The organism is Lutibacter litoralis (genome assembly GCF_014646675.1).
Taxonomy (GTDB): Bacteria; Bacteroidota; Bacteroidia; order Flavobacteriales; family Flavobacteriaceae; genus Lutibacter; species Lutibacter litoralis.
The window spans coordinates 90,767-113,075 of sequence record NZ_BMNS01000007.1; the positions used below are offsets into that span (position 1 = coordinate 90,767).

Annotated in this window: 18 protein-coding genes and 1 tRNA gene; 14 read left to right on the forward strand and 5 right to left on the reverse strand. The window is 29.4% G+C overall.

Going from position 1 to position 22,309, the window contains the following annotated elements; genetic code table 11:
* Positions 1 to 66 precede the first annotated feature (66 nt).
* The 7 genes from IEW75_RS11965 (at position 67) to IEW75_RS11995 (ending at position 8,666) form a co-directional block, all read left to right on the forward strand.
* Positions 67 to 786, forward strand: coding sequence for an energy transducer TonB (locus IEW75_RS11965; protein WP_134248995.1), 720 nt, complete (start codon positions 67 to 69; stop codon positions 784 to 786).
* Positions 787 to 907: 121 nt separating this feature from the next.
* Positions 908 to 2,899 (forward strand): PKD domain-containing protein, encoded by a 1,992-nt coding sequence (locus IEW75_RS11970; RefSeq protein ID WP_134248994.1) that lies wholly within the window; start codon positions 908 to 910, stop codon positions 2,897 to 2,899.
* Between the two features lie 9 nt (positions 2,900 to 2,908).
* The gene (locus IEW75_RS11975; protein ID WP_134248993.1) at positions 2,909 to 5,623 is read left to right on the forward strand and encodes a CHAT domain-containing protein; all 2,715 of its coding nucleotides are present in this window, start codon (positions 2,909 to 2,911) and stop codon (positions 5,621 to 5,623) included.
* A gap of 3 nt (positions 5,624 to 5,626) precedes the next feature.
* Entirely contained in the window at positions 5,627 to 6,079 is a 453-nt protein-coding gene (locus tag IEW75_RS11980) for a retropepsin-like aspartic protease (RefSeq protein ID WP_134248992.1), read from the forward strand.
* Between the two features lie 166 nt (positions 6,080 to 6,245).
* A complete protein-coding gene (locus tag IEW75_RS11985; protein ID WP_134248991.1) occupies positions 6,246 to 6,809 on the forward strand; it encodes an RNA polymerase sigma factor in 564 nt (187 codons plus the stop codon).
* Positions 6,796 to 7,572 (forward strand): hypothetical protein, encoded by a 777-nt coding sequence (locus tag IEW75_RS11990; protein WP_134248990.1) that lies wholly within the window; start codon positions 6,796 to 6,798, stop codon positions 7,570 to 7,572. Before IEW75_RS11985 ends, IEW75_RS11990 begins: the two co-directional genes overlap by 14 nt.
* Positions 7,573 to 7,601: 29 nt before the next feature.
* A complete protein-coding gene (locus tag IEW75_RS11995; protein WP_134248989.1) occupies positions 7,602 to 8,666 on the forward strand; it encodes a hypothetical protein in 1,065 nt (354 codons plus the stop codon).
* A 38-nt stretch (positions 8,667 to 8,704) separates the two neighbouring features.
* On the opposite strand, the gene IEW75_RS12000 is transcribed toward IEW75_RS11995, so the two are convergent.
* From IEW75_RS12000 to IEW75_RS12015, 4 genes are all read right to left on the reverse strand, one after another.
* Entirely contained in the window at positions 8,705 to 9,448 is a 744-nt protein-coding gene (locus IEW75_RS12000; protein WP_134248988.1) for a hypothetical protein, read from the reverse strand.
* 172 nt (positions 9,449 to 9,620) lie between these two features.
* The gene (locus tag IEW75_RS12005; protein ID WP_134248987.1) at positions 9,621 to 10,370 is read right to left on the reverse strand and encodes a transporter; all 750 of its coding nucleotides are present in this window, start codon (positions 10,368 to 10,370) and stop codon (positions 9,621 to 9,623) included.
* Between the two features lie 126 nt (positions 10,371 to 10,496).
* A complete protein-coding gene (odhB, locus tag IEW75_RS12010) occupies positions 10,497 to 11,702 on the reverse strand; it encodes a 2-oxoglutarate dehydrogenase complex dihydrolipoyllysine-residue succinyltransferase (RefSeq protein ID WP_134248986.1) in 1,206 nt (401 codons plus the stop codon).
* Positions 11,703 to 11,737: 35 nt separating this feature from the next.
* Positions 11,738 to 14,467: a 2-oxoglutarate dehydrogenase E1 component gene (locus IEW75_RS12015; protein WP_134248985.1), complete on the reverse strand. Its 2,730-nt coding sequence runs from the start codon at positions 14,465 to 14,467 to the stop codon at positions 11,738 to 11,740.
* Positions 14,468 to 14,797: 330 nt separating this feature from the next.
* On the opposite strand from IEW75_RS12015, the gene IEW75_RS12020 reads away from it, so the two are divergent.
* The 7 genes from IEW75_RS12020 (at position 14,798) to IEW75_RS12050 (ending at position 21,213) form a co-directional block, all read left to right on the forward strand.
* Positions 14,798 to 14,871: transfer RNA gene (locus IEW75_RS12020), tRNA-Asn, on the forward strand.
* Between the two features lie 49 nt (positions 14,872 to 14,920).
* Complete coding sequence (locus tag IEW75_RS12025) at positions 14,921 to 15,319, forward strand: hypothetical protein (RefSeq protein WP_134248984.1); 399 nt, start codon at positions 14,921 to 14,923, stop codon at positions 15,317 to 15,319.
* 390 nt (positions 15,320 to 15,709) lie between these two features.
* Positions 15,710 to 16,033: a hypothetical protein gene (locus tag IEW75_RS12030; protein WP_134248983.1), complete on the forward strand. Its 324-nt coding sequence runs from the start codon at positions 15,710 to 15,712 to the stop codon at positions 16,031 to 16,033.
* Between the two features lie 245 nt (positions 16,034 to 16,278).
* Positions 16,279 to 16,980 (forward strand): urease accessory protein UreH domain-containing protein, encoded by a 702-nt coding sequence (locus IEW75_RS12035; RefSeq protein ID WP_134248982.1) that lies wholly within the window; start codon positions 16,279 to 16,281, stop codon positions 16,978 to 16,980.
* Positions 16,981 to 17,151: 171 nt separating this feature from the next.
* Positions 17,152 to 18,396: an efflux RND transporter periplasmic adaptor subunit gene (locus IEW75_RS12040; protein ID WP_134248981.1), complete on the forward strand. Its 1,245-nt coding sequence runs from the start codon at positions 17,152 to 17,154 to the stop codon at positions 18,394 to 18,396.
* 3 nt (positions 18,397 to 18,399) lie between these two features.
* A complete protein-coding gene (locus tag IEW75_RS12045) occupies positions 18,400 to 19,743 on the forward strand; it encodes an ABC transporter permease (RefSeq protein ID WP_134248980.1) in 1,344 nt (447 codons plus the stop codon).
* A 6-nt stretch (positions 19,744 to 19,749) separates the two neighbouring features.
* Complete coding sequence (locus tag IEW75_RS12050; RefSeq protein WP_134248979.1) at positions 19,750 to 21,213, forward strand: TolC family protein; 1,464 nt, start codon at positions 19,750 to 19,752, stop codon at positions 21,211 to 21,213.
* Positions 21,214 to 21,282: 69 nt separating this feature from the next.
* Here IEW75_RS12050 and hypE read toward each other — a convergent pair whose 3' ends face one another.
* Positions 21,283 to 22,308 (reverse strand): hydrogenase expression/formation protein HypE, encoded by a 1,026-nt coding sequence (gene hypE / locus IEW75_RS12055; protein ID WP_134248978.1) that lies wholly within the window; start codon positions 22,306 to 22,308, stop codon positions 21,283 to 21,285.
* Between the last annotated feature and the right edge of the window lies 1 nt (position 22,309).

The window sequence follows — 22,309 nt, forward strand, 5'->3', positions numbered from 1 at the left end:
TAGAAAAATATTATTGTAAAAGTTGTTATAAAATTATTAAATTAGCGAACTATAAATATTTTACAGATGCAGATTAAAAAAAATCCAAAAGCGAATCTAGAGAACTACAGCAAGTTATTTATGCAATTAGGTCTAGTTTTAGCATTATTGGTGGTTTATTTGGCCATTGAGAAAAAAACGTATGATAGAGTTATCGAAAATTTAGGACCTGTTGTTTTAAATATGGATGATGAAGAGCAAACAATAGAAATAGAACAAGTTAAGCCGCCTGAGCCAAAAACTCCACCACCACCAACTCCAGATAAAATTGAAGTTGTTGAGGATGAAGAAGAAATTGAAGAAACTGTAATAGAATCTACTGAAACAGATGAAGACGAAGCTATTGAAGTTGAGGAAATTATAGAAGTTGAGGAGGAAGAAGAAGTAATGGAAGATGTACCCTTTGCAATTATTGAAGATGTTCCAGTATATCCAGGCTGTAAAGGAAATAAGGCTGAATTAAGAGCTTGTTTGCAAGAACAAATTACAAAACACGTTAACAGAAAATTTAATGCAGATTTGGCGTCAGATTTAGGACTTGCTCCTGGGGTTAAGCGTATTTTTGTTGTTTTTAAGATAGATAGAACAGGTAATATTACTGATGTAATGGCACGTGCACCTCACAAAAGGTTACAAGAAGAAGCAATTAGAGTTGTAAATTTATTGCCAAAAATGACTCCTGGTAAACAAAGAGGTAGACCAGTAGGTGTAAAATATAGTTTACCTATTGCTTTTAAAGTTGAATAGCAAATAAAATTATAAAATAAAATAACAAAGCCGCCTTATAAAAGGTGGCTTTTTTTATGCAAAATAATTGGTTTTAACAGTCATTTAGAATGTTTTTCTATATTTGTTAAAAGGAGATTATATGAAAAGTTATTTAAGAGTTATTTTTGTTGTAATAAGTTGTCATTATATAAGCGCTCAATCTATTGTTAATGATACTATTACAAGAGAAGCTTCAATCGTATATTCAATTAAAGGAAATAAAGTATCTTTTAATCCCGAAACTCCAGAATTAAATCAAATTGCCGGTGCACCAAAGGCATTCTATACCTACTACTGGGAGTTTGGAGATGGAAATTATAGTTTTAAAAAGGATCCAGTACACGTTTATAAAGATGAAGGCAATTATACAGCCAAACTTTCGGTAACTAATAATTACGATGATGGAAAACCCCCAAGTACAAGACCTAAAGATATTAGTATAACAACCATCAATCAAAATATTGATTCAAATCAAAATCATAATTTAATAACAGATCATAATGGTTTTAGGTTGCAAACAAATAGGGAGCCAATGCCAGAAGAGGAAATGCAATTTATTGTTAGTTACGCTAATAATAGAGACTATGCTACAAGTGGAACATTGTATTTATTTTTTAATGAAAAAAAATATAAAGACAAAAATTTTGATTTAGTAGACGTGCGTTTACATAACAACGAACAAGAAATTTTTAAAAAAATAGTAGTTGATAATAGTCGTTACATTTCAAAAAATGAATTGATTCAAACTACAGGAATTAGTACCTTTTTAGATGACAAACTATTTGTAACAGATACATTAAAACAAAACTTGCCACTTACTTTAGAAGAAGCAAAATTATCCTATCAAGATGTAAAAGAGTACGATTTTAATGAAATGCAAGCCAACGAAGAACGCAATATGTTTTTTACATTTAAAACAACACCAGAAATGTTGAAAGACACAAGTGCAGTTATTTCTATAAGAAGTATATACGTTCCAGAAAGTGGAAATGATGCGCATAAAGTATTAACAAAGGAAATGGAAATAGTAACGTCTCACGATCCAAATAAAATGGCAGTTTATGATACACGCCTAAATTATAGATTGGTACGATACAAGAAATTAAAATATAAAGTACGATTTCAAAACGATGGAGAAGGTCCTGCAAGGTTAATAAAGTTAAATGTTGATATTCCTAAAATGTTAGATAAATCTACTTTAGAAGTGTTGGATATGTATCCAAAATGTAAAATTTGTCCAGAAGAAGACGTTAGATACAGCTGTTTAGATACTATTATTAGTAAAGATCAAATTTCCTTTCAATTTAAAAATATTTATTTACCTGGAACTGCTCAGAAGGGAGTATATGATAAAGATTCTACCAAAGGTTTTGTGAAATATGCGTTAAAGTTTGGGAAGGATTTCCATAAGGTAACATCAAAAAGTAAAACTGCAATTATATTTGACAAGAATGAACCAATTATTACCAATACTTCTACTTCTAGGTTTAAACCAGGAATTTCAATTGGTGTAAAAGCAGGTTATAATCGTTTTCCAGATTTAAAAGATTCGGAAAGCTATTTTGTTGGGGCAACTATTTCTCCATATAAATCTTACAAAAAGTATTTTCAAGCTGAAATTATGATAAGTACACATGAGTTTTTAGATTTTGAAAGTATATCAGAGCAGGTTGGGACTTTAGAAATACCAGGTGCAATAGTTGATAGTGCCATAAAATTTGAAGAGAGTTCCTTAACTAATAATAAGTTAAATGTTGATGTTGTTCCAGTGTCATTTCGATATAATTTAAATGGAATAATTGGATTAGGAATTGGGCCACAGATTTCTTTAGATGTTTCCAATGAAGTAGAAACAACAACTTCAATAGAGTATTTTACTTATTTTAACAATCGGGTTGGTAAGCACATTGAAGGCGCTTCTTCCACAACAACTACAGTTGAAAATAAACCGTTTACAGATATTAAATACGGTATTTTTGGTGATATTACCATAGGGGCCTCCAGAATTGGACCAAGTTTGGGCGCTCGTTATATTTATAATTTTAAGGAACCAAATGCACAACTTCATTTTTATGCTATTTGGAAAATTTAAAAAATTAAGATGCTAAAAAAGAAGTTAATTTTTCTATTTATCTTTTGTAATTATTTAGTTTCGGCACAGCAACAAAACAATAGTTTTACAACAACTATTAATGCTTTAAAAGAACAAAATAATTACTCGGAATATATTTATGTACATTTAGATGAATTTGCTGAAAATCCAACACTTCAAAATTTAGAAATTTTTGAAAACTTAGCGGCTAACTTATGGAGAAGTCCTAAAAATAAAAACGAACATACTGCACAACTTTATTTTTATATTAATTATGCATTTCAATTAAAGCAATTGGGGTTTGTAATTGAATCTATAAATTACTATGAAAAAGGTTTTTCATATTATAAAAAGAATTCAATTAACTATAATATTATAGAGTATTGCCTAAAACCATTAGCCAATAATTATACGCGCCTTGGAGATGTTGAAAGGGCTGAAGACATTATTAAAATTACCATTGAACAAGCCGTTGCTGAAAAAAATAAGGGTCAAATTGCATCAGGTTACTTAAACTTAGCAATAGTTTATTGGACAAAGGGAGCGCATTTAGATGCTATAAATTACTTAAATTTAGGACTGGAAAATACCAATTCAAATAGTCAAAAGGCAATAATTAATTCCAATTTAGCAATTAATTATTTTATGTTAGAGGCAATTGAAAAAGCCGAATATCATGTAAGTTTATCTAACAAGTTAAATTTGAATAGTGATATATCAATTTTAGCACGAAATTTTAATACGTTGGGGAGTTGTTTTCTTTTAAAGAAGGATTTTGATAATGCTTTAGTTAAATTTAAAAAAGCCTTAAAATTTGCTAAAACTGCATTTGGAAACAATGATAGGGAAGTTGCAAAAATTTTCAATCAAATTGCTGAAGTATACAAACTACAAAACGAAACTAAAAAAGCTTTAGAAACATATCAAAAGGCATTAACAACTTTATTGCCAAATTATGTTCCTAAAAACGAATTTGAAAATCCGAAAAGTACTTTTTTCTATCCTGAGAATACGTTAATTCAAGCGTTGGACGGTAGGGCGAACATATTTGCACAAATTAATAATTTTGAAGCGGCAATAAAAAATTATGAGCTCTCTTTTTTAGTTGAAAAGGAACTTAATAACACATATTTAAGTCAGAATGCTAAATTACAACAACAGCAAGAAAATAGAAGTAGAAGTGAAAAATGTATAGCTTTATGTTACACATTATATGAACAAACGAAGGCAACCAATTGGATTGAAAAAGCTTTTGAATTTGCGGAACTAACAAAAGCCTCAGTTTTATTAGAAAACAAACAACTTATTGCTACTAAATCAAGTATTAAAAATGAAAGTCTATTCATTAAGGAAAAGGAATTGGCATTAAAAAAAGCGCAATTAAATAAGAGTATTACAATTGAACAGTTAAAAAATGAAACTGCATCAGTAAACTTATTGGCAGCATTAACAAAGGAGCGCGTAAATGTGGTTCAGGAAATCCAGCTAATAAATCAGGAGATTGAATTAAAGTATCCAAATTTAAAATCAGACTTAAATAAAATTGTCACAATTAAAACATTACAAGAAAGATTTTTAGTTAATAATGAATTGTTGCTAGAATTTTTTGATGGCTCAACCCATGTTTATATTTTTTCAATTTCAAAAAATAACCCGGTTTCAGTAAAAAGAATAGAAAAGACTTCGCAATTTAAGGAAGAAATAGCACAGTTTTTAGCGTTATTTTCAGAAGCTAGGGGAACAGCAATTCAAAATAATATGCAAGAATACAAAAGCTTAGCTTTTAGTTTATACCGTCGTTTATTTGATGAAGATTTAAATAAAAATACAATCATAATTCCAGATGGTTCATTTTCATTTATGCCTTTTGAAGCTCTGTTAACGGCAGAAACAACAATTAACAACCTGCCTGTTGAGCAGGTAAGTTTTGATAAATTACCATATTTAATACATAACACCAATATTAGTTATGGATATTCCGCTTCTATTTTATGGAACGATTTTAAAAGTAATGAGAATAAAGAAGCTAAAATTTTGGGATTTTTTCCTGTATTTAAAAACAACCACAGAAATTTAGCTGAATTAAGTTATACAGGACAAGAAGCGTCAAGTATTAAAAATGTAATTGATGGAGATTTTTTAATTTTTGAAAACGCTACAAAAAGTGCTTTTAACAATATAAATGAGGATTATGCTATTTTACACCTTTCAACACATGCTACTGCTGGAGATTTTTATTCGCCGCCAGCCATTGAGTTTTATAATGAGACATTGTACTTACCAGAAATTTATGGTTATAATTTAGATTGTAATTTAGTGGTATTAAGTGCATGTGAAACAGGAATTGGAACCTTAAGAAAAGGCGAAGGAGTTTTAAGCTTGGCAAGAGGGTTTTCGTATGCAGGCGTTAAAAATTTAATAGTCTCACTTTGGAAAGTAAACGATAAATCTACAGAAAATTTAATGACTAATTTTTATAAAAATTATAAAAAAACAGGAAGTAAATCCGAAGCATTACATATTTCAAAATTAAATTATTTAGAAGATACTTCTATTCCAGCACTAAAAAAATCACCTTATTATTGGGCAAGTTTTATTTATTTTGGAGAGGTAACACCTGTTGCGCAACAAAATAATAAGTATTGGTGGATTCTTATTGTATTTATTGCGCTATTAGGTGGTTTTGTTTTTTTAAAAAACAGTAGATTTGGGCTAAATAAATAGAACATGAAACTAAAAAATATTCTTTCTAGAAAAGGCTTCGTTAAAATTAAATTGAAGAAGATAAATACCAATCATTTTGAGGTAAAAGCAAGATTAAATGGTGTGAAAGGACGATTTATTTTAGATACTGGTGCTTCAAATTCTTGTTTGGATATTACTTTAGCAGATCAATTTAAATTAAAAGTAGAAGAATCTGAAACCAAAGCAGCAGGAGCTGGTGCTATTGGAATGGAAACTAAAATAGCGTCAAGTAATACCATTAAATTTAAAGGTTATAAGTTTAAAAAATTCAGCTTAGTATTGTTAGATTTAACTCATGTAAATACTGCTTTAACCGAACATAACGCAAAAGCTGTGCATGGTATTATTGGCGCCGATATTTTAGAACGGGGAGAAGCAATTATAGATTATAAAAACCAATGTGTCTATTTAAAAAAGATAATTTATAAGTTTTAAGTACAAAAACTGTTTCATTTTTCAATTATTTTTTATAATTGATTTTTTATTTTAAAAAAAATCAACTTCAGGCAACCTTTTGCATACAATTTGCGTCTTTATAAATATACTATCAATTTAACCTAAGAAAGTTGTCAAAAACACTTTGGTAAAACCGTTGCAAATTGTGAAAATAATTCAATTATTTAAAAACGAAGAAAAGCTTATTAAAAAGGCGATTCAAAATAACCGAGAAGCACAACAACGGTTGTATCACATCCACGCACCAAAAATGCTGAGTGTTTGTAGGTACTATATAAGAGATCTTCAGTTTGCAGAAGAAGCCATGTTAAATGGATTTTTAAAAGTTTTTACGAATTTAAATAAATTCGAAAATAAAGGAAGTTTTGAAGGTTGGATTCGACGAATTATGATTCGAGAATCAATCTCTTTCTTAAGAAAAAAACAGCAAATTGAATTTGTTACTGATGAATTTGAATTTAAAAAAACTACCATTAATACTGTTTATGCCGATATGCATGCTGCTGAAATTCAGAATTTAATTGATGCACTTCCAGATGGTTATAGAATTGTTTTTGTTATGTATGCTATTGAAGGGTACAAACATCAAGAAATTGCCACATTGTTAAATATTACCGAAGGAACTTCAAAATCACAATTATTTAAAGCTAGAAAAATCCTTCAGAAAAAAATTATTAAACTAAATAAAACAAGCAATGGAGCCTTATAAATTTGAAGAGAACATAAAAAATAAGCTTGAAAGGCGTACTATCAATCCTGCTAAAAATTCTTGGGATAAATTAGCGAGTTCTTTAGATTCTAAAAATGAAAAGAAAGGAACAAGAGTTTGGTATTTACTAGGTGTAGCTGTAAGTATTGTTGGTATATTATTTTTGGTTTCAACATTCTTTAAAAAAGATATTGAAAAAACGACACCAATAGTTGTAGATAGCCCGATTCCTGAAAAAGAAGCTGCGACTAAAGTAATTGTGGTTGAAACAAATTCACCAGAAAATGATACATTAAATAGTATAAAAACTAACGATGATGCATCAAGTTTGGTTGTTGATAGTTCAAAAATATTAATTTCTAAAAGCAAAAATTCTTCCGATGAAACTTTAGAAACTACAAAAATACCTGTAACTAATACTTCAGATAAAATAGCTGTAATAAAAAATGAGGATAGTAAAAAAGATAATGCAATAACAACGGTAGAAGATCAAGAAATAACAGCGTTAATTCTTCAAATTGAAGCTTTAAAATCAGAACATTTAACGGTAACTGATACAGATATTGATGCACTTTTAAAAGATGCCCAAAATAAGTTGGCTTTAGAAAAATTATTTGAAGATAATACTAAAACAGTAAATGCTTATAAATTACTTCAAGACGTTGAAGCAGATTTAGATAAATCTATTAGAGTTAAGTTTTTAGAAACTTTAAAATTGAATTTTGAAAATATTAAAACTGCAATTGCACAACGTAACAATTAATAAGTAAAAGTTAAAACAAAAAAAATACCATGCAAAATATAACTAAATATGTACTTTTTATAGTCCTTGCCTTAACCACACAATTTATACAAGCTCAAGAAGCTAATAATAGTGTTAGAATTAAAATATTAAAAGAACAAAAAGATAAAATTACTACAGAAGAACGCGATTTTTTAAAAACCGAAGTAGCAACGATTTTAGAGCGTTTAAAGAATGGAGAAATTACCGAACAGAAGGCAGATTCGCTTAAAAAGGCAGCTGCTAGAAAACGGGCTTTAAATATTGAAAATAGAACAGCTATTTTAACTAATAAAATTTCCCTTTTAGAACGTAACGAGAAAGGATACTATGCTAATGATGAAGTAATATCTAACGAAGGAATTAGTATTGCTAAAAATGGAACTTTTGTAGAAATTAAATCAAAAGAAAACAATCAAATAAAGCGGTACGACCGAAGAACATATAATGAAATAGTTGTGGCTATTGGTTTAAACAATGCTATAATTAAAGGTGAAGCGTTTGATGATTCTCCCTATAAGTATCTAGGTTCTCGTTTTTTTGAACTTGGTTGGGCTTGGAAAACTAGAGTGTTTAAAAACACAAATTTTATGCGTTTTAAGTATGGTTTTTCGCTGCAATTTAATGGCTTAAAACCTACCGATAATAGGTTTTTTGTTCAAAATGGGGATGTAACTTCTCTTGAAGTTTTTGAAGGGAATTTAAATAAATCTAAATTAAATATTACCAATTTGGTAATGCCTATTCATTTTGAGTTTGGTCCATCTAAAAAAACCGTAAATAACGATACTTATTTTAGATATAGTACTTATAACCAGTTTAAATTTGGAATTGGAGGGTATGCAGGATTTAATATTGGAACCCGACAAAAATTAAAATATACAATTGATGGCGATAAAGGAAAAGATAAGATTAAGCAAGGTTATAATGCCAGTGATTTGGTGTATGGATTAAGTTCTTATGTTGCTTTTGGAAGTGCAGCGGTATATGTAAAATACGATTTATCTCCAATTTTTAAAGACCAAGCTATAAAACAAAACAATATTTCTTTAGGGATTAGATTTGATATGGAGTAGGATACTATTATTAGGCTATTTTTATTTTGAAACTGATTTTAACTATTAACTTTTTTTGTATTAAATCGCCAAGTTAATATTCCACCAGCTAAAGAAGTATTCTGTTTTAAACAGTTTCCGTAATAGAGATTTAAGTATAAATTTTTCCTTAATGTATGAGATAAGCCACCAGTAATAAAATTTGAAGCAATTTCATCTGAAATCAATTCAGCAGAACTTTCAATAAAAAGTTGAGATTTTGAAGAGATATTGTAACCTAAATTAATTACAACTTGTTTTATGTCAGATGTTTCTGGTATTATTTTGTATTTTAAATTGTAATTTACATTAAAATCTTGATATATTTTATTCGAAAAATTGAGAGAAACAAGATGAGATATTGTTTCAACTGTATTTTCTTTAAATGGGATTATAGATCTATATGTAAAAGAGATTTCTGGTATTGCATTTTGTTGTTTTATTAAGTTTATAAGAACTCCAACTTGCGTTGAATTCATATAATGATTTGTTTCGATATTGTTGTTGTTATAAATCTGTTCTAAAGTAAATGGAGTTACAAGTTGTAGTTCAATTCTATCAGATAGACCAAACCTAAATAAGGCACTTGGTAAAGACCAATATACTGCCTTTTCTAAGTTTTGATGTTGAATAGTTTGATCTGAATAAAGTTCTATTTGAAAAATATCTTTTTCAACTTTATTAGAATAAATAACAGTTTGTCCTTGTGATTTAAATGATATTAAATTCATTATTAGTAAAAATAATACTATTATTTGTCTCATTTTTATTTAAATTAAAACATAAGCGCAAAGCTAAATTTATAAGGCTTCTTAAATCATGATAATTATCAATAATTAAATAAAAAGGCAATAAAAAGATAATAAATGAAATAATAATATTATAAGTACATATTTTTTAACGAATGTGGATTTTGAGTTAATTTTTATCTAGGTTTTATTGATTCTTTTGAGTGTTTAATGCATAAGTTAATATACCACCAACATAAAACAGACTGTGGTTAATTCCTTTTGCAACAGACAAATCAAACGTTAATTGTTCATTAAAATTAAAGCCAAGTCCAGTCCCAACATTAAATGACGTAAATTCTTTGTTAGCAAAATCTCCAAAAGATTCTGCATAAAAATGATATTTTGATGAAGCAGCAAAAGTTAAATTTGCAATGTAAAATGCAGATTTTGAATTGTCAGTTTCAAAAACAAATCCAAGATTATAAGTTAAGATTAGTTTTTCAGATATGAAATTGGAAAAGTTAAGTGAAGTTAAGCTTCCAAATTTATCAATTTTAAAGTTTGAATCGGTTGGTAAAATAGCTCTCAACATTAGCGATGCTTCTGGAAACAAGTTTTTTTCTTTCCATAAATTTACTGAAAATCCTACTTGCACATCATCAAATTTATTTAAAGAATGTACTAAATGATCATTTTCCCAAAGTTCCTCTTTTATTATTGGTGTATTAATTTGAAGTTCTATACCATCAGTTAATCCAAATCTAAACAATGCGCTTGGAATACTCCAATATTTTATGGTTGAATTATTTTCTTTTTGAATTGTGTAAACAGATTCAAGTTCAATTTGTAAAATATTTTTAGTTATTGAGGAAGAAGCTTCAACGGTTTGGGCAGAAGAAGTTGGACAATTAAATAACAGCAATAGTCCAAATAGGGGCAGTAATAATTTTTTCATTCTAGATATAATAAACTTTCACAAATTTATTTTTATTAAGTCTAAATAAGAATGACAATAATCATAAAACAAAAAAAACCGAACAAATAGTCCGGCTTTTATTTTTAACGTTATATGAATTGGATTTTATAACTCCAAAGCTTTTTTAGGATTATTTTCCATTAATATTTCAATTGGATTTTCTAACGCTTCTTTAACGGCTACTAAGAAACCAACAGATTCTTTTCCGTCAATAATTCTATGATCATAAGATAGAGCCACATACATAATTGGTCTAATAACCACTTCGCCATTAATAGCAACAGGCCGTTCTACAATATTATGCATTCCTAAAATTCCACTTTGAGGAGGGTTTATAATTGGAGTAGATAGCATTGAGCCAAATACGCCACCGTTAGTAATAGTAAAAGTACCACCTGTCATTTCATCAACAGTTATTTGTCCGTCTCTAGCTCTAATAGCCAAACGTTTCACTTCGCTTTCAATACCTCTAAAAGTTAGATTTTCAGCATTTCTAATAACAGGAACCATTAACCCTTTTGGACCAGATACTGCTATAGAAATATCTTGAAAATCATGTGAAATTTTATAATCTCCATCTAGCATAGAGTTTACATCTGGATACATTTTTAAAGCTCTAACAACAGCTAAAGTAAAGAAACTCATAAAACCTAATCCAACACCATGTTTAGTTTTAAAATCTTCTTTAAATTCTTTACGTAAATCAAAGATAGGTTTCATATCTACTTCGTTAAACGTAGTAAGCATTGCGGTCTCATTTTTAACGGTAACTAAACGCTCAGCTACTTTTCTACGTAACATAGAAAGTTTGCTTTTTTCGGATCCACGAGAACCACCAGTAGGAGTTCCCATACTTGGAACCGCTTTTACGGCGTCATCTTTAGTAATTCGACCATCTTTTCCTGTTCCTTTTATTTCTGAAGTGGAAATTCCTTTTTCAGCTAATACTTTTTTAGCTGCAGGAGAGGCAAGGCCACTTGCATAGGTGGTTTTTTCTTCTTTTGGTGGCGTTTCAACTTTTGGAGTTTCAACTTCTTTTGGAGTTTCAGTTGTTGATGCGCCTTCGGGTTTTTTAGCATCCATATCAATCAAGCAAACAATTGCTCCAACTTCTACAGCATCACCTTCTTCGGCTTTTAAAGTAATAATACCACTTTCTTCGGCAGGTAATTCTAAGGTTGCTTTGTCTGAATCTACTTCAGCAATGGGTTGATCTTTTTCAACATAATCACCATCTTCAACAAGCCAAGCTGCAATTTCTACTTCTGTGATTGATTCTCCCGGAGAGGGAACTTTCATTTCTAAAATCATGTTGTTAATTTTTTAGTCTATTATTGACGATTTTTTTATTCGTTAGTTTGAAATATATTATCTAATATTCTTTGATGTCTTCTTTTAAAACGTGCGGTTGAACCTGCTGCAGGTACAGCATAAAATGGTTGTGAGGCCACTTCTAAATGCACCAATCTAAAACGTTGCAACATATAACTCCAGGCACCCATATTTTCAGGTTCTTCTTGCGCCCAAACATAGTTTTTTACGTTTGAATATTTATCAATTATCTGTTGTAATTTATCTAAATGTAACGGAAACAGTTGTTCAATTCTTACAAATGCAATATCGTTTCTTTCTAAAGTTGCTCTTTCTGCTAATAAATCATAATAAAATTTACCAGTACAAAACACTAATTTAGTTACATTTTCTGGGGCTATTGTATCATCTATAACTTCTTGAAAACTTCCATTTGCAAATTCATCTAAAGATGAAGTAACTAAAGGATGGCGTAATAAACTTTTTGGTGTAAATACAATAAGTGGTTTTCTGTATTTGCGTTTCATTTGACGACGCAATAGGTGGTAAAAATTTGCAGGCGTTGTACAATCTGCAACAATCATATTATCTATGGCACATAATTGTAAAAAACGTTCCATACGTGCAGAAGAATGCTCAGAGCCTTGCCCTTCATAGCCATGAGGTAATAAAATCACAATACCATTTTGAAGTTTCCATTTGTCCTCCGCAGCCGATAAATATTGATCGAAAATAATTTGTGCTCCGTTGCTAAAATCTCCAAATTGAGCTTCCCAAATAGTTAATGTATTTGGATTTGCCATGGCGTATCCATAATCAAATCCTAAAACGCCATATTCCGATAACAATGAGTTATAAATATACATTTGTCCTTGATTATCGCTAATGGTGTTCAGTAAATTTATTCTTTCTTCAGAAATTTCATCACGTAAAATAGCGTGGCGATGACTAAACGTACCACGCTCTACATCTTGCCCTGAAATACGAACATCAAACCCTTCTTGAAGGAGGCTACCATAAGCTAAAGTTTCGCCCATTCCCCAATCAATTTTATCGGTTTCAAAAATCATTTTATTTCTGTCTCTTAAAATACGCTCTGCTTTTCTTAAGAATTTTACACCTTCTGGAACTGTAGAAACGATTTTTGAAATTTCTTGCAATTTAGTTTTCTCATAACTTGTATCTTCAGAAAATAACATGGCATCTAACCTGTGTCGGTCAAAATCTTCCCAGGTATCTTGCATAAATTCTCTAACCTTAGAAGTTTCGGCTTCTTTAGAAAGCTGATACTCTTTTTCTAGTAAGTTTTTAAATTCGGCAATACTATTATTAAAAAAGGCAGCGTCAATGGTACCTTCAGCAATTAATTTTTGCGCATAAATATCTCTTGGATTTTTATGTTTAGCAATAGCTTTGTATAATTTTGGTTGTGTAAAGCGAGGTTCATCACCTTCGTTATGTCCATATTTTCTATAACCTAATAAATCTATAAAAATATCACGCTTAAATTTCATTCTAAAATCTAAGGCCATTTCTGTTGCATGTACAACAGCTTCAACATCATCGGCATTTACGTGTAATACGGGAGATAATGTAACTTTGGCTACATCGGTACAATAGGTGCTAGACCTACCATCTAAATAATTGGTGGTAAAACCAATTTGATTATTTACAACAATATGAATAGTTCCACCAGTTGAGTATCCAGGTAATTTACTCATTTGTGTTACTTCATAAACCAAGCCTTGTCCGGCAATTGCCGCATCTCCATGGACAATAATTGGTAGAATTTTTGAATTATTTCCTCCGTAGGCTTTGTCTATTCTAGCACGTGTGATACCTTCAACAATTGGACCAACAGTTTCTAAATGTGAAGGGTTTGGAACTAGGTTCATTTTTAGTTCCTTATTATTTTTTAAAGTTTTGCTAATAGTTAAACCTAAATGATATTTAACATCCCCATCTATGGTTTTGTCTTCAAAATCTTTACCCTCAAACTCACTAAAAACATCGCGAATAGGTTTTCTAAAAATATTTGTTAATGTGTTTAAACGACCTCTATGTGCCATACCCAAAACAAACTCATCTACATCATAAACTTCGGCAGCATTTCTAATAACAGAACTTATTGCAGGGATTAAAGTTTCTCCACCTTCTAATGAAAAACGCTTTTGCCCCACATATTTGGTTTGTAAAAAGTTTTCAAAAGTAACGGCCTGATTTAATTTTTGAAGAATATATTTTTTAGAGTCGACCGAATAATTTGGGTGGTTTGAGTTTCTATTTAATTGTTTCTGAAGCCATTTTATTTCTTCTGGATTTCGAATATACATATATTCAACACCAATAGAATCGCAATAAATATTTTTTAGGTGTTTTATGATGTTTCTAAGTGTATTTTTACCAGATCCAATCATACTACCAGCATCAAAAACTGTATCTAAATCGTTTTCGGAAAGACCAAAATTTTCGATATCTAGGGTAGGCGTATATTGTCTGCGGGCTCTTACGGGATTTGTTTTAGTAAACAAATGTCCACGTGTTCTGTAACCATTAATTAAATCAATTACCTTGAACTCTTTATATACATTATCCGGAATTTGAACTTTGGCATCTGTTAATGAGTAGTTTTCATTTGCAAAATCATATCCTTGAAAAAAACTTCTCCAACTTGTCTCTACACTATCAGGATTTATTAAATACTGGTCGTATAAATCGGCTATAAATTCTGTATGTACAGCATTTAAAAATGAAAATTTATCCATATTTTATGTTAGTAGTCTATGTTTTAGTTATCCCGACAAAAATACAACTTTTACTAAAACTATCATTTTAATTAAGTTAATTTATAAATTATTATAGAATTAATAAAAATTAAGGAATTCCATAATAAAAGTGATTTTTATGATACTTTATTTATGATAATTAATAAAAAGTAGATAAAAATAGTATTTTTTTTAATTGCTAAAAATGTAATTTACAAGTGTTTATAAACTTTTATAAAAATTAGTAAAAAAAAAGCACAAATTTTTTTAAAAAAAAATTGCAAAAATAAGAAAAGCTTGTATATTTGCACTCGCAAAAGCAAATTGCATTCCTCCTTAGCTCAGTTGGTTAGAGCATCTGACTGTTAATCAGAGGGTCCTTGGTTCGAGTCCAAGAGGGGGAGCAAAATATAAAACCTTACTAGAAATAGTGAGGTTTTTTTAAATCTATTTATGAGAATTGTTTTAATTGTTGTGTTTCTTTTTTTAACCAGTTATGCAAAGGGCCAAGAGTTGGGAATTGTTAAAAATGGAAAGCACTCTATTAAATTAATTAAAAATGCATCTAATTACTCCTTATTGTATTCTGATATTAAATCAGGAGAAAATAATCTATTCTTATTCCCTAAAATAGAATCTTTTTACAATATAATTATAGATGGGTTTAATAATACAAAAGACCATTTAGTTATAGTTAAAGCAATTAACGATACTATAATTAAGCTTGAATACAAAAGTTTAAAAGGAGTAAAAATGGTGAAAATAAGGCAGAATAATTTACAAACGAATTCTTTTGGTGTTAGCACTTTTTTTTCTAAAGAAGATATGATTACTCTGTTTGAGCAATCGTAAAAAGGAATTTCAAATCTAAAAATATAGTAAGAGTTACAGAGATGTAACTCTTTTTTTATGCGATATAGTTGCATTATATGCACTTGATAATTTAAATGAATAAATCTTAGCCTTATATACCCCTTAATAAAACGTTAAGCTTTTCTACAATTGTTAAAGATTCGTTAAATTGCTACTTTGTTATGCATAGTAGTGTAACAATATAATTTTACAAACGTCATTTACGTATACTAACATAAAAAATTTATTATTATGACAACTTTAAGCAAATCAAAATTTAATTCATTAAGCTTCAAAAATACTAAAAGAGCAAGTTGGGGAAACTATAGAAGATATAGTTTATAAACAAAACAAATATTAATTACTAAAAACAAAACAAAACTTACAATTATGAAAAAAATAAAATTATTAGCTTTAGCATTATTTATTGGATCAGCAGGGTTATTTGCAAACAACATTAATACAGATGATTCTGTAAATGATATGAGGGATGAGATTGTAGCATTAATAAATACTCCAGATTTTCCTATTTATCAAGAAATTACAGTAAAAATAACATTTACTTTTAGTTCAGAAGGTGAAATAGTTGTGCTAGATGTAGATTCAAAAGATTTAAATATATTAAATTATATTCGAAAAAATTTAAATCAAAAAGTAATTGCAAATCCTGGAAAACAGTTTAAGAAATATACAATGCCATTGACCATTAAATAATTTATATTCAAATTGTTTAGATTTAACCACTTCATTAAAATGAGGTGGTTTTCTTTTATAACACTTCCTATACTATAGTTTTCAAAAATAAAACAATACAAAATTATTTTTTTAACATTTATACAGCCAAAAGTATAGCGCTACTGCTTTTTAGATACTAAATTTTAAAATTTAATAAAAGGAAAAGAAATTAAGTTGTTTTATTAAAATTTAGTATTTTTAATGTTCTAAACACCTAAATCGTTATGGAGTTGAATTTCCCTTTATTTGCCGGTATTATTGCTGCAATGGTGCATGTTCTTGCTGGACCAGATCATTTGGCAGCGGTTACTCCTTTTGCAATTGAAAGTAAAAAGAAAGCCTGGAAAGTTGGCTTGTTTTGGGGTGTAGGACATTTATTAGGAATGTTATTTATAGGAGTTTTATTTTTATTTTTTAAAGAATTAATTCCTATTGAAAAAATATCTGAACATAGTGAACAATTTGTAGGTATCATATTGATTGGTTTGGGACTATGGATTTTTTTAAGAATATTTAAATCTGAAAAACACCATAAACATACCCATGTTCATACCAAAAATAATCCTGTAATTCATAAACATGAGCATATTCATACGAGTGAGAACACACACAATCATACTCATCCAAATTTAAAACAAGGAAATATTGCTTCTTTATCTGTTGGTTTTATTCACGGTTTGGCTGGAATTGCTCATTTTTTACTTTTTTTACCTGTAATTGGATTTACTTCTATGCTTGATTCTTCAAAATATATAATTGGTTTTGCCATAGGAACCTTGCTTGCAATGATTTCTTTTGCAATTGTTATTGGAAGAATCTCAGATTTTTCAAAAAAAGACCATAACGAAACCTTTTTTAAAGGAATTCGTTTTGCCGGTGGTTTGTTTGCCCTTGTAGTTGGTGTTTATTGGACAATTGCAAATTAACAAAATAGTTATAAATTGGCTGTATTTCAAGTCAGATAATAATTTAATTAATCTTTTGAGCAACAATTAATTTCAGAATTAAAAGTTGTTTTTGTGGCTTCTTTTTAACACTAATTAACTATTGTAACAAGTATTTTTTAGTAAATTTGAAATTCACTTTTAAAAATTGTTATGAGTAAAAGAAAACTAGCCTATTTAATTGGTGGATTAGTCATTTTAATTATCACCTATACTTTTTATAATAAAACATCTAATGAAGATATTTCAATTACAGTAAAAGTTACAAAAGGTACTTTTGTAAATGAGGTGTATATATCAGGTGAAGCGCAATCTACAAGTTCTAAAGAAATTAAAGGGCCGAGTAATTTTAGACGTTTTGGGATTTATGAAATAAAAATTGAAGATTTAGTTCCCGAAGGCACTATAGTTAATACGGGCGAATACATTGGAAAACTTGATGTTTCTGAAATAAATAGAAAAATTTTAGACTATGAAATAAATCTTGAAGATGCACAATCTAGGTTTACAACTCAACAACTCGACACGACTTTATCTTTAAAACAAGAACGGAATAGTATTAAAGATTTGTTATTTAATATTGAAGAAGACAAACTGGAGTTGCAACGTTCTGCTTACGAATCTCCAGCTGCAATTAGATCGTTAGAAAACAAGATTGAAAAAACCAAACGTGAATTAACAGAAAAAAAAGCAGATTATTTTATAAAAAAGAGGCAGGCAGATGCTAAAATGATTCGTGTTGGGAATCAAGTGTTAAAAATAGAAAATCAAATTAAAGAGCTAACCGAATTACAAAAACAATTCACCATCTATTCTGAAGATCCAGGTATGGTTACTTATATTAAAGAACGAAATAATAGTAAAAAGAAAATAGGATCCGTTATTTCTCCTTGGAATCCTGCAATTGCAAGTCTGCCAGATTTATCTAAAATGGAATCTAGAACCTACAGCAATGAAGTTGATATACGAAAAATAAAAAAAGGACTAAAAGCCACTATAGGTTTTGATGCATTTCCAGATATTGAATTAGAGGGTGAAGTTACCGATGTTGCTAACATTGGTGAAAGTAACAATGGATCAGATATTAAACTTTTTCAGGTTTTAATTAAACTAAACGAAACCGATAAAAATATTAGACCAGGTATGACAACCTCTAATAAAATTTTAATTAATCAAAAAGAAAATGTTTTAATTGCACCGTTAGAAGCTATCTTTTCTCAAGATTCAATTAGTTATGCCTATGTAAAATCTGGATATTCTATTGAAAAAAAACAAGTAGAATTAGGACTCACTAACAACGATCAAGTTATTGTAAATAAAGGTTTAAAAGAAAACGATATTATTTATTTAAATAAACCTCAAGATTTGGATGCTAAAAGTATAACACTCTTGAAATAAATTATGATAGATAATATACTTTTAGAAAAATTAAAGACTAATTTTAGTCAAGCATTTTGGTTTATTAAAACCAATAAAGTTAGAACTTTTTTAACAGGCTTAGGTATTATTTTTGGAGTTGCCTCTGTAATAACAATGTTGGCTATTGGAAATGGTGCTGAAAAAGAAATTTTAGCACAGCTAGAACTAGTAGGTGTAAATAATATTGTTATTACGCCAATTATAGATGATGGCACTACTGAAATCGATGAAAATGAAGGTGATAAAAATGATAGAAAACGGTTTTCAAAAGGTCTTGATGTTTTGGACGCTAATAGTATAAAAGAAAACATACCGAGTGTGAAACTTGTGAGTTCAGAAATTATTTTAGACACCTATATTATTAATAACGGAAAACAAAATGCTGTTAAATTAGTTGGTGTTTCCAATTCTTTTTTTGAAGCTTCAAATATCCATATAGAAAACGGGAATAACTTTTCGGATTACCAACACATAAATTCTTTACCAGTTTGCATTATTGGTAAAAAAGTGGAAAAAAAATTATTTACAGGAGAAAGCGCATTAGGTAAACACGTTAAAGTAAAAGATGTTTGGCTTCAAGTTGTTGGGGTTATAGAAGAGAAACTAATTTCGGAAAAAGCACAAGAAAATTTAGGTATAAGAGATTTAAACCAAGATGTGTATGTACCTATTAAAACCTTTTTAGTACGTTATAATAACCGTAAAAAAAATACTAACATTGGAAGGTATGGAGGAAACCAAGGCGGACCTAATGGAAGTAATCTTAGAGGTAATTATCATCAAATTGATAAATTAATTGTACAAGTTACCAATTCTAACGAACTTAAATCAACAGCAGAGGTTTTAAGTAAAATGCTACAACGAAGACATAACGATCAATTGGATTTTGAAATATCAATTCCAATTCAACTTCTAAAACAGCAACAAAAAACAAAACAGATATTTAATATTGTATTAAGCTTAATTGCGGGTATTTCATTACTTATTGGTGGTATTGGTATTATGAATATTATGTTAGCCTCTGTATTAGAACGCACCAAAGAAATAGGAATTATGCGTGCCATTGGAGCTACAGAAGGCGATGTAATTTTACAGTTTTTATCCGAATCTGTACTAATTAGTGTAGGTGGAGGAGTTATAGGAATAATTATAGGGGTTTTAGGAGCATACATAATTGAAATAGTTTCTGGAATTGAAACTATAATAACCCTAAGTTCAATAGCATTATCCTTTTTTATTGCAGTTTCCGTTGGATTAATTTTTGGGATTTTTCCTGCAAAAGCAGCTACTAAAAAAAGACCTATTGAAGCTTTAAGATCTGAATAAAAAAATATGAAAAAAATAATTCTCTTCATAATTATTGGCCTGTTTTCAATAATTACATTTTCTCAATCAAAAAAAATAACGCTTGCCGATGCTATTACTATAGCACAAAAAAAGTCGCCAGAATACAAAACCAATTTAAATAGAAATCAGGCAAGTTATTGGCGTTTTAGAAACTACAAAGCACGTTTTTTGCCACAACTGAGATTGGATGCGACATTGCCAGAATTTAGTAATTCTACCAGAAGACAAACCAACGATGCTGGACAAGATGTTTTTGTGAATCAAAATCAACTATTATTAGCTGCAGGTTTGTCGGTATCTCAAAATGTTGCTTTTACAGGTGGTACTTTTTCACTTTATTCTAATTTAGAAAAAGTAGATCTTTATGGCAATAATAATATTACAAATTATTCTGTGGTGCCATTTTCTATTCGATACCGTCAAAATTCACTTTTCTACAATAGATTTAAATGGGATAAACAAATAGAACCTTTAATTTACGAAGAGTCTAAAAGAGATTTTATCGAGAACATGGAACAAATTTCGATAACAACTTGCAGGCGGTATTTTAGATTATTAAAAGCTCAAATACAGTTAAAATTCTCTGAAAAAAATGTATCAAATAAAGATACGTTATACCAAATTTCACAAGGTCGTTTTAAAAATGGTAAAATTGCTGAGAACGAATTATTACAAATGGAATTATCACTTTTAAATTCTAAAAATCAGGTAACTACAAATACCATAGAGCTAAAGCGATCATCTCAAGAAATTACACGTTATTTAGAACTAGAGAATGAAAATTTAGAATTAAGAGTTCCAGATGAGTTAGCACTGTTTAATGTGGATGTAAAAAAAGCTATTGAAGAAGCACAGTCTAACAGAAAAGCAGTTATTGAATTTAGAAGAAAAAGACTGCAAGCAGAAAGTGAATTAGCTAGAGCTAAGGGAAGTAACAAGCTAGAAATGAGTCTTATTGCTAATTTGGGAATTTCGCAAAACGATAATGATTTTAATAATTTATTTAACAATTATAACAAGCAACAATTTGTATCCTTAAATTTAGGGATTCCTATTTTTGATTGGGGAGTTTCTAAATCTGAACGTAAAATGGCAGAAGCCAATTTAGATTTAACAAACAATAATATAGAACAAGATAAACAAGCTTTTGAACAGGAAATATATTTACACGTATTAAATTGGTCGAGCAAAAGAGATTTTTTAACAACTTCACAAAAAGCAAAAGAAATAGCCGATAAAAGTTACGAAATAACTAAAAAAAGGTATTTTCTTGGAAAAGTAACTATTACAGATTTAAATATAAGTCAAGAGAAAAAAGATCAAGCTATGGTGCGGTATTTAAATTCTTTACAAGATTTTTGGATTGATTACTACGTATTAAGGCAACTTACACTTTACGATTTTATAAATGATAAAAAAATAGAAGTTGAAGATATTCTTTATAATTAAAACTTATAACAAACCTAACAGGTTTTTAAAAACCTGTTAGGTTTAAAATTTCCCTTTGGGATTAGTGGATCAACAAATTCTAGGTAATTGCTCTCCAACTAGCGGACTCACAATTCGTTTTCCTCCAATTAAACTTTCCATTACAACTTTTTTCGGGTGTTCATTAGTAAATTCTCCAATTACAGCGGTGTTTTTTCCTTTTTTATGAGTTCTCATTAGTTCCAAAACCTCATTTTCTATCTTTGGATCAACAACTACCAAAAATACACCTTCATTTGCAACATACATTGGATCCAACCCTAACATTTCACAGGCTGCAGCAACTTGTTTTTCTACAGGAATAGCTGTCTCTTTTAAATAGACCCCTTTATTTATATCGTTGGCAATTTCGTGTAAAACAGTTCCTAAACCACCACGAGTGGGATCTCTAAAAAGCTTTATTTTTTTGCCAAATGTATCTAATAAATCATTTACTAAAAAGTTTAAATTGGTTGAATCACTTTCTATGGTAGATTCAAATTCTAATCCTTCGCGTTCACTCATAATCGCCATTCCGTGTTGCGCAATAAATCCATTCACTAAAATTTTATCACCTTCCTTTATATTATGAACTGATATATTTGCCATCGGATGCATTTCACCAAAACCTGTAGTATTTACAAATATTTTGTCTCCTTTTCCACGTTCAACAACTTTGGTGTCTCCAGTAATGATTAGAACTCCACTTTCATCAGCAGCTTTTTTTATAGATTGTACAATCTCTATAAACTCTGAAACTTTTAGCCCCTCTTCAATAATAAAAGCCAATGATAAGTACTTTGGAATTGCACCACACATTGCAACATCATTTACCGTTCCATGTACTGCTAATTCTCCAATATTTCCGCCTTTAAAAAATATTGGTGTAATTACAAAACTATCGGTTGAAATTGCTATTTCGCCTTCAAATTTAACAATGGAACCATCATGTTTTTGATCTAAATAAGGATTGCTAAACGTTTTAAAAATTATCTTGTCAAGCAAATTTCTAGTTAGTTCTCCGCCACTTCCGTGCCCCAAATTAATAGTTTCAAAGCCTATATTTTCTATGTTCATT